The 11632-nt window shown below is 28.8% G+C and carries 6 protein-coding genes; 4 read left to right on the forward strand and 2 right to left on the reverse strand.

Going from position 1 to position 11632, the window contains the following annotated elements; translation table 11 throughout:
* The first annotated feature begins 392 nt into the window (after positions 1 to 392).
* The gene (locus tag B5E92_RS13805; RefSeq protein WP_087303167.1) at positions 393 to 5573 is read left to right on the forward strand and encodes an Ig-like domain-containing protein; all 5181 of its coding nucleotides are present in this window, start codon (positions 393 to 395) and stop codon (positions 5571 to 5573) included.
* Positions 5574 to 5603: 30 nt separating this feature from the next.
* Here the strand turns inward: B5E92_RS13805 and B5E92_RS13810 are convergent, their stop codons facing one another.
* Positions 5604 to 6461: a MurR/RpiR family transcriptional regulator gene (locus B5E92_RS13810; protein ID WP_087303169.1), complete on the reverse strand. Its 858-nt coding sequence runs from the start codon at positions 6459 to 6461 to the stop codon at positions 5604 to 5606.
* 378 nt (positions 6462 to 6839) lie between these two features.
* Between B5E92_RS13810 and B5E92_RS13815 the strand changes: the two genes are divergently transcribed.
* Both B5E92_RS13815 and B5E92_RS13820 read left to right on the forward strand, forming a co-directional pair.
* A complete protein-coding gene (locus B5E92_RS13815) occupies positions 6840 to 8183 on the forward strand; it encodes an MATE family efflux transporter (RefSeq protein WP_343215448.1) in 1344 nt (447 codons plus the stop codon).
* A gap of 193 nt (positions 8184 to 8376) precedes the next feature.
* On the forward strand, positions 8377 to 9351 hold the full coding sequence (locus B5E92_RS13820) for an Ig-like domain-containing protein (RefSeq protein WP_087303171.1): 975 nt from the start codon (positions 8377 to 8379) through the stop codon (positions 9349 to 9351).
* 51 nt (positions 9352 to 9402) lie between these two features.
* Here the strand turns inward: B5E92_RS13820 and B5E92_RS13825 are convergent, their stop codons facing one another.
* Positions 9403 to 10371: a D-2-hydroxyacid dehydrogenase gene (locus tag B5E92_RS13825; RefSeq protein WP_087303173.1), complete on the reverse strand. Its 969-nt coding sequence runs from the start codon at positions 10369 to 10371 to the stop codon at positions 9403 to 9405.
* Between the two features lie 441 nt (positions 10372 to 10812).
* On the opposite strand from B5E92_RS13825, the gene B5E92_RS13830 reads away from it, so the two are divergent.
* On the forward strand, positions 10813 to 11632 hold an 820-nt coding region (locus B5E92_RS13830), incomplete at its 3' end, for a nucleoside-diphosphate sugar epimerase/dehydratase (protein WP_394337385.1).

Consider the following 11632-nt stretch of genomic DNA (forward strand, 5'->3'; position numbering starts at 1 on the left):
ACTAGCCATAAAATAAACTCCTTTGATGATATAAAGAATAGAAAATATTTTATAGTTAGAAAAAACAAAAGATAGTCAGTTTATATAATCAAAATAGGCTGAATTTATACAGTTAGTATGATTAATCGACAAAGTAATTATATCATAAAACAAGGAGTAAATAATCTCAAAATTATCTCATTTTTATATATTTAATAGATCGTTTATGCTTGTATAAAAATAGTTATTTATAATGATTAATTTTTCTGATTATATTTAAAAAAATGAAAAGATTTTTTATAATTTTTCATTTTTTTGAAAAGAAAACGAAACGGCTTTGTAAGCTCTTTCGAAAATGTTGTTGAAGAAATTTTAGCGTGATAAAATGACAATACAAGGAGGGAAAAGTCTAGATGAAAGTGAAAAGATTGATGAAAAAAACTGGAATATGTTTATTATCTTTAGTAATGATTTTGCCATTTTTTTATCTTCAAAATCCTACAGTTGAAGCTAAGGAAGATGGCAATGGTATTATTTATATGAATACTGATAATATTATTACTAAGGATTTTGAAGGTTTTGGTGTTCAATGGGATCCTAGTGATTTATATGATTATACAGATGAACAATGGAATTCTTTTTATGAAAAAGCAGAATTTTTAAAACCTAATATTATGCGTGTTATGTTGCATGATGGTGATAGTTATTGTATTGGTTTTGAAGATGATGGAACACCAATTTATGATTGGGAATCAGTAATGATGAAAAGAGTCTATAAAATTTTAGACTTTGCTGAGGCCAATAATGTTCCAATTATCTTAGGTGAATGGCGCAGTATTAGTGAACGTGGCTATTTATCTTATGATGGATATGGAAAAACAGTTAACTGGAGCAGCCCAACTTGGGCAAGAATGATTGTTGACTGTCTAGAACATTTAATCGTTGATAAAGGATATACTTGTATTAAGTATTATAATATGATCAATGAGCCTAACTATTATAAAAGAGATAATGGTGGAACTGATGAAGAATCTTATAATAATTGGAAAACTGCAATGAAAAATCTTCGTCAGGAAATGGATAATTCAGGGATTGAAGCAATTGAGAATATAAAAATTGTTGGACCTGATGTTTATGATGGTCAAGAAGCATGGATTAAACAAGCAAAGAGTGAAGATTTGAAAGATATTATTGAAATGATAGAAATTCACCGTTATGCACCAAAAAGTGAAGTTGAGTCAGGTTTGATTGAAACTAAATTAAAAAACTGGAGAACAGTTGCTGAAGAACTTGATGAAAATGTTAAAAATGAAGGTTTTGGTATTGGTGAAATGGGACTTTCTGGAACTGGGCCTGGTGATTGCCAATTAAATGGTCGAAAATATGAATATGGTGTTGATATTTTTGATTATGCTTTACAAGCAATGAGAGCTGGTATGAAGTTTGGTAGTGTTTGGGGCTTTGAAGATAGTATGCATGTTCAACACAATGATATTGTTAATACTTTTAAAGACCAATATGGACCAGCAGCTTCAACTGAAGAAGGTCGTCAATACAAAGTTCATACTCCTACAGGAGATCCTAATATTGATAATGATATTAAAATATGGGGATTTTGGAATGAACTAGGTGAAGAGATGGCAGCTCAAAATGCTGAAAATAATGTTACTGGCCATGCTAATACTGTTAAAGCTAGTGATGAACAATTAAAACCTTGGTATTACACTTGGTCAATGTTATGCCGTTATTTTCCTTCTGGAATGCAGATTTTAGAAACAACTGATAGCGGTATAGATTATGTAAGGGCTACATCAGGAATAATTAATCGTGGTAATAATCAAGCTGATTTAAGTATTGCTGTAGTTAATACTTCAAATAAAGAACAAACAATAACATTAAATGTTCCAAATGCAAGTGGGAAGGCAACTCTTAACCAGTATTACTACTATGATGGTGATCGTCCAATGAATGACAAAGGACAATTAGAAGTTTATGATACTTTGGAAAATGTTGATTTAGCAAAAGGATTAGAAGTTACAATGCCGGCTAATACTTGTATGATTTTTACAACATTAGGGCATGAACGTGAAAGTAATCCAATGACTTTGACAACTGGTCAAACTCCAGCAGTAACTGGTGTAGATATTTATGAACAATCAAATTTAGATAAGATTACTGTTGGTCAAACATATCAAATGGAAACAAGCTTTACGCCATCAATTTCTAAAGCAGAAATGAGATGGAAAGTTACTGATTATTTTGGTAATGAAACAGATATTGCCACAATCGATCAAGATGGTAAATTGGTTGCAAATAGGGCCGGACAATTTAATGTTACAGGTTATGTTAAAGATAATCCGCAAATTAGTGATACTATTACTTTTGTGGCGACCACGACTAAAACATTGATCGATGATTTAGAAAATCTCGATGTAGCAATATCTTATCAAGATGTTGTTCGTGATGATAATTCAGCTAACTTTAATAACGCTAAAACTATTAAGCGTAGTGATAGTGATCCAAATGGTAAACCAGGTATTATTACATATAAGGCAGATGGAATTTTTGATTTTGAGTTAAAAGCATATTCGCGAAAATCTAGTCTAGGTTCTTCAGGAAACTTTACCGTTCAAGTTTCTAAAGATGGAAATACTTGGGAAGATGTTGAATTAAATTTTGAAGTTCAAGATCAATTAAGTTCATCATGGTATCCATTTGTTATTACACCAAAAGAAATGGATCGAAGTGTTGAATGGCAATATTTAAGAGTAATAATGAAAAGTGCGGGCTATAATACTTACGACCCTCAATATGGTGGGGGAACAATTTTATATGGTGAACAATCTGTGTCTGAAATTGTTATTAATAATCAAGAAGATTATGTAGTAAAAGGTGGAACGCTACAGTTTGATGTTTCCGTTTTACCACAACAGATTTCACAAGAAGTTGTATATTCAGTTGTAGAAACAAATGGGCAAGCAACATCAAAAGCAACGATTGATGAAAATGGTTTATTAACTGCTAAAGAAACTGGTAATGTTGTAGTTGTTATTGAAACAAAGGATAAATCATTAGCGGCTTATTATCCACTTCAAATTGTTGGTGGCTATTTTGTAGATGAAATTAATAATTTTGATTTGATGTATGATTATGGATCTTTTACTTATGAAAACAGTCCTCAAAAATTTGGTGAAATATTAATTAAACGAACTAGTGATACCCCACAAAGTATCGTTTATGCTTATAAAGATATTCAAAAAGCAACTTTTGAAGTGTTTAGTAATTCTAGCTTTGGTAGTGATCAGGCAAGTATTTATATGTCTAAAGATGGTATTCATTATGACTTGCTTGATGCAACTATTACCAAAATTGGAACAGCACCTGGAGCAAGTGATTTTTCTAAATATACTGTAAGTGCTACTGGTGATAATCAGTATAATTTCGTTAAGTTTGAAATTAAAAATGATTCTAAGATTTACAATCCAATGATTGCTAAAGCAGAAATTATATATAATCAAGAAGATGACGATGTAATTTCAATGAATGTTGTCCAAGATCGAATTACATTGAATGTTGGAAAACAAACACAGCTCGATGTTAAAGCGGCACCATTAAATGGTAAACCAGAATTAACTTTTGCTAGTGAAAATCCTGAAATCGCAACAATTGATGATCAAGGTTTAATTACTGCAAAAAGTACGGGAACAACTTATTTAACTGTTACTTTAAAAGATAAACAGACAATTAAGATTCCAATAAATGTTTTAGAAGAAAATCTAGCATACAAAAAAGATATTTCAGCGACTTCAGAATATAATAAAACTGACAAAGCAGCATCATTGGCAGTTGATGGTGATTATTCATCAAGATGGGGATCTGCTTACATGTCTAGTGGAAGTGTTTCAATAACAGTAGATCTTGGTAAAGTACAGACTATTGATACAGTTAAGTTATATTGGGAAGCAGCTAGAGCTACTGATTATAACGTTGAAGTAGCCGGTGAAGATAAGGTATTTAAAGTCGTTCAAGAAATGCGCGATATTACTGATGGAACTGATGATGTTGTAAACTTTGATCCTGTTGATGCTAGATATGTAAGAGTTACTGGTCTTACACCAGTAAATAAATATGGTTATTCAATTTATGAATTAGAAGTATATGATAATTCAAAAATCGTTAATGTTGATAGTGTTAATTTTACTGATACAACAAAAGAATTATATGTAGGTCAAGAAGAAGAACTACAAATACAGGTATTACCTGAAAATGCAACATATCCATTACCTGTTTATTCTAGTTCAGATGAAAATGTTGTAAGAATTGAAAACGGAAAAATGATAGCTGTTAAAGCTGGTAAAGCTACTATAAGTGCCAACGTTGATGGAAAGATTGCTACTTTGGAAGTAAATGTTGTTGAAGAAAATGCTCAAAAAATAGCTGATTCAATTACTGATTTAACAATTTATGATAATAAAGTAGTATTACCAGTCTATGACAAATATACATTATCTTTATATTCATCTGATCATGAAAAAATTATTGATTTAGATGGTAATGTTAATCTTCCGGTTTATGATACGACAGTAAATCTTGTTGTAAAAGTAGTTGATCAAAACAATCAGGAAGCTTATAGTAAACCAATAAGCATTAATATTACTGGAAATGATGATAGTTTAGAAAATATTAATAATCTATTAGATGAAGTTAAAAATATTGATGAGTCTTTATATAAACCATCAACTGTTAAAAATCTAAAAGATGCAATTAATAGTGTTGAACAAATCTTAACAACTAAAGATTTATTAGTAAGTGAGTTAAATGATGCAGCTACACTATTAAATCAAGCTTATCAAGGTTTAGAATTAAAAGAAGATCAAACAACATTACAAAAATTAATTGCTGAAATTAAAGGATTAGATTCAAAATTATATACAGATAAATCATATCAGTCATTGATGGAGATTGTTAAAGAAGTAGAAGATCAAATTAATGATGATTCTTCAAAAGAAGAGATTGCTAATGCAGTAGCAAAATTACAAGAAGGATATCAACAATTGATTAAACAGGATGATTATGATTTATTAAAACAAAAAATTGAAGAAATCGAAAAAATTGACTGGGATCTATATACATCACAAAGTCAAGCACAGTTAAAAGAAAGTTTAGAAAAAGCAAAACAATACTTACAAAGTGATCAAATGACTACACAAGGCATTTATGAATGTTATTATGAACTGGTACAAAGTTATGGAAAATTACAGCTTAAAGCAGATTTAACTACTTTAAAGGCGTTGATTGAAAAGATTGAAAATCTTGATTTATCATTATATAAACAAGAAAGTGTCGATCATTTAAAAGCTGTTTTAAAAGAAGTTAAAGAAAAGATGAGTGATGATTTAACACCAGAAGAATGTCAAGCATTATTAAGCAAACTGCAAAATGCATATAATGGTTTACAATTAAAAGAAAATGCAGCTGATAATTCTATTGCAAGTAAAACAGGTGATAGCAGTAATGCAAGTCTATATGCTACAGTAGGAATTGGATCACTAATTGGAGTAATGATTTGTTTAAACAAAAAACGTAAATATTAAAAGATAAATAGAACTGCTATTTTTATCTAATTATTTTTTAGTTCGGTGATCGATTAATTGATCAGTTGTAATTTTATATGATAATGCTTCATCATAATGTCTAGAAAAAATAGCTGTATATAAAATATCAAAAACCAGGTGGATTGAAAGAGTAGAGCCTAATGTTGATATTTTATTATAGATCTGTTCGCGACTATCAATATTTAAAATATATTGACAGTACTTAGTTAATTGATTATCGCCAATAGATGTAATAGCGATCATTGGAATCTGCTTTTGCTTCAAGATTTGAGCAGCTTTAATCACTTCTTCTGTTTCTCCAGAGTAAGAAACAAGAATCGCACAATGATCAGCTTTAGATTGTGCTGCCTGGAAGAGCTGTTCATTAACCATTGGAGCAATTCGAACATCTTTACCAATTCTAAACATCTTATATTGAAAATCACTTGCAATTCTTAATGGTCCAGAAACACCATAAATATCAATAACTTTAGCGTTATCAAGTAAGATAACACTTTTTCTTAGGATATCTTCATTAATTAATTGAAGAGTTTCATCAATACTTTCTTTATATAATTTAGCAATCGCGTTACTTATATGAGAAAGATTAGTATTTTTTTGAAATGGGAAATTTGCATTAATATTTTTTTGGTGTGAAAGTATGTATTGTAAATTAGCCGATAATGCAATTTTAAAATCGTTATAACCCTTAAAATCTAATTTTTGACATAACCGGACAATAGTAGCTGGCGATGTATAGGTTTTTTTGGCCAATTCAATAGTTGAAAGATTTAAAACCTCTTCAGTATTATTCAATATATAACTAGCAATACTTTTTTCAGATGATGAAAAATGATTAGCTAATTCAAGCTTTTTTAATAAACTCATAAAACTCACTCCGATGCTTTTAATATTATGAAATAAACAACAATTATTTATGTTTATAATATTATATGCTACTTTTCTAATAAAATAAATCATTTTTAACATTCATTTCTAATCTCTAAAATGAATTTAAATATTTAAAAATAATGAGAAAGCTATAAATAGGAGATCATCATAATGATATAGAAACTTAGTTGATATTTTATTGATTTTAAATTATATAAAACAATCTTAAAATTATATAAGTAAATAATTAATTTAATGTAAATTAAAAGTGATTAAAAGATATTTTTGTTCTATAATAAAGATGTTTCAGAATTAGAAAAGTCATCACTTCTAAAGAAATACTCTGTATAATACTTTTAGAAAGAAGGGGAAATCGTGAAAAAATATGAGATTGATATGTGTAATGGGCCACTATTAAAGCAAATTATAATTTTTGCGGTACCATTAATGTTATCAGGAATATTACAGTTGTTATTTAATGCGGCTGATATTGTAGTTGTTGGGAGATTTAGTGGTAGTGATTCTTTGGCTGCTGTTGGTGCTACTTCATCATTGATTAATCTATTAGTAAATTTATTTATCGGTATTTCAGTTGGTGCTAATGTTTTGTTTGGCCGGTTTTGTGGAGCGCAAGATGAAAAAAATGCTTCTGAAACTGTTCATACCGCTATATGCATAGCTATTTATGGTGGTATTTTGATGATTTTTGTTGGTATCTTGTTAGCTAGACCAATGCTTGAATTAATGGGAACTCCTGAAAATGTTATTAGTTTATCAACTATTTATATGCGAATTTACTTTTTAGGTATGCCAGGATTTATGATTTATAATTTTGGTGCTGCTTTATTAAGAGCTGTCGGTGATACAAGGAGACCGCTATACTTTTTAACGGTAGCAGGAATAATTAATGTTATTGGAAATTTAATATTAGTTGTTGGCTTTAATTTAGGAGTTGCAGGAGTAGCAATTTCAACTACTGTATCGCAATATATTTCAGGTTTTTTTGTTTTAAGATGTATGTACCAGGATGATGGAGTATTAAAAATACATCGAGATCGTTTGCATTTTCATAAAGATAAGTTAATTAAAATGTTAAAAATTGGTTTGCCAGCAGGGTTGCAAGGTATGATTTTCAATATTTCTAATGTTTTGATTCAATCTTCTATTAATTCTTTTGGTTCTATTATCATTGCAGGAAATACTGCAGCTAGTAATATCGAAGGATTTGTATATACTGCCATGAATGCAGTTTACCAAACATCATTAAGTTTTACTAGTCAAAATATGGGTGCTAAAAACTATAAACGTGTTGACCAGATTTTAATTAGATGTTTAGGTTTTGTTAGTATTGTAGGATTAGTACTTGGAATTGGTGCTTATTTATCAGGTAATATCTTGTTAAGTATTTATTCTACTGATCCACAGGTAATCGCAGCTGGGATCCTTCGTTTGAGTATTGTTTGTTCATCATATTTTTTATGTGGTATGATGGATGTAATTGTAGGAAGTTTACGTGGTATGGGATATTCAATAATGCCAATGATTGTTTCTTTAACGGGTGCTTGTTTATTTAGAGTTATTTGGATATTTACTATTTTTGCAATTGATCATTCGTTATTTGTTTTATATATATCTTATCCAATATCATGGATATTAACATTTATTGTTCATTTCATTTGTTATTTAAAAGTTAGAAAAACGGCTTTTGAACTGAGATAAAATTTTGGTTTATTAATGGTATTACTTCTTTGTTTAATGAAATAGTAATACCATTTTTTATTTAATATATTTATTGAAATTATTAATTGTAAAATTATTGATAATTTCCCATTTTTTAATAATATGTAGTATAATACCTTCCTGCTGATAGGAAAGATATTTCCTATAATATATATAGAAATGGGGTAAAGTGATGAAGTTTAAAAAAAGAACAAAAATTATTGGGATAGTAGCTATATTAATAGCACTTATAGGTGGGATAACTGGATATCATAGTTACTCACATCCAGAACTTAAATTAAATGCAAAGACAGTAAATGTTGAATATGGAGCAGATGTTGAAAAGTATTTGATAAATAGCATTGATACTTCTATTTATGATGACAAAAGTGTTGTAGATGATATTGAATTTACTTGTAAAAAGATAAATGATTTTGATGACGTAGATGTTGGAGAATATACTATTAAATATAAGTATCGAGATAGTGAAAAGACACTTAAATTAATAGTAAAAGATACAACAGCACCAGAAATTAAATTAAGAAATAGTGCTAATATTTTTGAAAATGATGTTATTGATTATGATAGTCTGGTAAGTGTTGATGATTTATCATCTTATAAAACAAGTTATGACGATTCAGCTGTTAATTATAATACACCGGGTAGTTATATTGCTAAGTATATAGTTGAAGATAAATATGGTAATAAAAATGAAGTTGAAATACCGGTAACAGTTAATCAATTATTGTTGCAAGCAACATCACCAGCAAGTATTTCTTTAAATCCTGATGGGACATCTAAGTTTGAAGTTTCAACTAATTGCAACAGTGCTATTTTTTATAACTCAAGTAATCCAAATGTTGCTAGCGTTGATAATGCAGGAAATATTATTGCTAAAAGTGCTGGAAGTGCAACGATAACAGCAACAGTTAAAGGAAAACAAGTTTCTACTAATGTTGTAGTAACTAATCCAAAACCGGTTAATAATTATCAAAGCAATTTGCCAGTAAATAAAAATGATGATGTAACATATACTGTATATAAAACTCGGACTGGTGATTGTTATCATCGTAGTGGTTGTCGTTATCTTTCTAGAAGCTGTATACCGGTTTCTAGAAGCAGTGCAATTAGTCAAGGATTAAGAGCTTGTAGTGTATGTAATCCATAAATATAAAATTATTCAAATATGAAAAGGGGAGATTTTTACAATCTTCCCATTTTAATTATATTTTACAATTTTGCGATAACCAGTTGTAAAGTCAACTTCATTTTCTAATGGTTCATTATTATCTAAATGTTTAATATTTCTAATTACAAGATTTAAAAAATATTCATGAACACTTTTCCAAGCAAATCCCCCTGAAATATGTGGTGTGATAAATACATTATCATAGTTCCATAAATCACTATTTTCAGGATATGGTTCTGGATCGATAACATCAAGAGCTACTCCATAAAGATGATTTAAATCGAGTACTTCTTTTAAATCATTAGTATTAATAGCTGAACCACGACCAACATTGACTAAAACAGCATCTTTTTTCATTAGCAGCAATCTTTTTTTATTGAATAAATTAATTGTTTCTTGTGATTGTGGCAAACAAAGAATAACAAAATCACCTTGTGGTAAGATTTCATCTAGTTTATCCATTGTATGTAGTTCATCAACATATTCAGGAATATCAATTAGTGTTCTTTTTAAACCAATGACTTTACAATCAAAAGCTTTTAATCTTTTAGCAATTTCATAACCTAAATCACCTAAACCAACAATAATAACAGTACTATGATAAAGTTCTTTACCATTTTTAACTTCTTGCCATAAATGATTATTCATGTTATTAAAATAAGTTTTAAAGTTTTTATTTAAAGCTAAAATCATTCCAATTGTATGTTCACTAATTGCTTTTCCATAACTGCCACTAGCATTGGCCAATATAATATTGTGATTTAATACTCCTTTTTTTACATAAGTATCACTGCCAGCACTAGCTAATTGAATAGCTTTTAAATTATCACGATTTAAATCGATTCGCTCAGGTGCGTTACCAATTAACATATCACAGTTATCGATCATATCTTGTGTAAGTTTTGCCCCCTTAACGAAAGTAAATTGATGATTAGGAAATGTTTTAGTTAAAATATCTTTTTCCTGGTTTGTAAAAGGGGCTAAAGAAAGTATTTTCATAAGTTGGACCTCCTAATAATATGATGTAATTATTATAACAAATATTTAAACTACTAGTAAAAATATAATTATGATTTAAAATGTAAAATATTTGTTTTTAATAATTATATTATCTAATTTATTTATTATTTTATTGAAAAATACAACAAATTATCCTATAATTCGGCTATAGTCTGTAATGACTATAATAACAATACTTTTAATGAAGTAATCATTGACTAGGGCATGTTACGGATTTAAGATGGCAATAATTTCCTTTAGTGCGCTCTTTTTTTGGAGAGTGTACTGGGATTTTATTGCCTTTTTTTGTTTTAAGTAATGCTTTGATGAATAGTTATTAATCAGAAATTAATATTTTAAAGTTAAGGGAATTGTTATTAGAAGATATATGGAGGGATAATTTATTGAAGATGATAAGTGGAAAAATAGTGGGGGATAGTTATGCCACTAGGTAGAAGGGTTAGTATTAATTTTAAAAGATTTTTATTAGGAATAGTTGATGTTTGTTGTATTATTTTTTCTTGTTTTAGTGCCTTGTTTTTACAGTTTGATGGTAATCTTTCTAGCATATATTTAGAAAAAATATTTGTTTTAATTATTCCAATAGTGATTATTGATATATTAATATTTGTAATTTTTAAACTATATCAAAGTTTATGGCAATTTGCCTCAGTTACTGAATTAAAAAATATTATTGTAGCTTGTTTAATAGCTAGTTTAAGTAATTTGTTGTTATCATTGGTTTTTAATCAATATATAACAACAAGTTTTTATTTTATTCATTTTTTGATTCTAATAATAACAGTCGGTGGTAATCGGTTTTGTTATCGAATTATTAGATTATATACAAATAAGTATAATAATCAAATAACAAAACCAGTAAAGGATAGGGTTTTAATCGTTGGAGCTGGAGTAGCTGGTGAAAAAGTATTAAGAGAAATCAATAACTCTAATCATATCTATAAAGAAGTTGTCTGCTTTATCGATGATGAACCTAGCAAATGGAAAAGACAGATCCATGGTGTTGATATCTATGGTGGTCGTAACAAGATCATTGAAGCTGTTGAAAAATACGGTGTCAGTGAGATCCTCGTTGCGATGCCTTCTATCAGTAAAAAGGAATTAGCTAATATTTTAAATATCTGTAAGGAAACAAGATGTCAGATCAAAAGACCTCCTGGTATCTATCAGTTTATCAATGATGATATTCATATCAGTGATTTTAAGGATGTTGAAGTTCAGGATTTACTTGGCAGAGAAC

This window comes from Erysipelatoclostridium sp. An15, from assembly GCF_002160675.1.
In the GTDB taxonomy this organism is placed as follows: domain Bacteria; phylum Bacillota_I; class Bacilli_A; order Erysipelotrichales; family Coprobacillaceae; genus Thomasclavelia; species Thomasclavelia merdavium.